Here is a 532-nt window from a genome sequence, read left to right as displayed (position 1 = left end):
ACGGCCACGGCCACCGAGGACGATCACACGGTCAGAAAGTGGATAGGGTTTACCAAGGTCAACGGAGGGAGGCGATTCATAGTCGGTAATGCTTTTGCTTTTCGGGCGACCGACGTTCGAGAGCTGGCTACGGCGGTTGATCCTGTCGGGCCTGAAAATGAAATCCACTTGGAAAGGATTATTCGGGATGCTGATGTCTTGGTGCCCTGCTGGGGGAGCCGAACTAAGCTGCCTAAGTCTTTGCATGTTCATTTGGACAGGCTTTTAGAGCAGCTCGTTGCATCTGGGAAGCCGGTATTGGCATTTGGCGTGACTGGTTCGGGGGACCCGAAGCACCCACTAATGCTTGGATATTCGACAAAACTTGTGCCCTGGGGAGGAAAATAATTATGTCGATGCTTGAAGCACGTTACTTCGTGGCAAAGATAAGCGATGCACAGGCCGTGCTCTGCGATGAGGAGCTGGCGACACTGGAAAGGCTGATCCGGAAGGTTGATGATGGCCGCAGAGCATATGGCAAGAGCTCGCTTAC

At 53.4% G+C, this 532-nt stretch carries 1 protein-coding gene; it reads left to right on the top strand.

The window, feature by feature from the left end; translation table 11 throughout:
• Positions 1–387: DUF1643 domain-containing protein (locus R7R78_RS29145; RefSeq protein WP_225474969.1), on the top strand; the 387-nt coding region annotated here is incomplete at its 5' end.
• Between the last annotated feature and the right edge of the window lie 145 nt (positions 388–532).

Source organism: Vibrio sp. 2134-1 (genome assembly GCF_033339495.1).
Note: the sequence above shows the minus strand (reverse complement) of the source record. Positions and strands in the feature narration are given on the sequence as shown.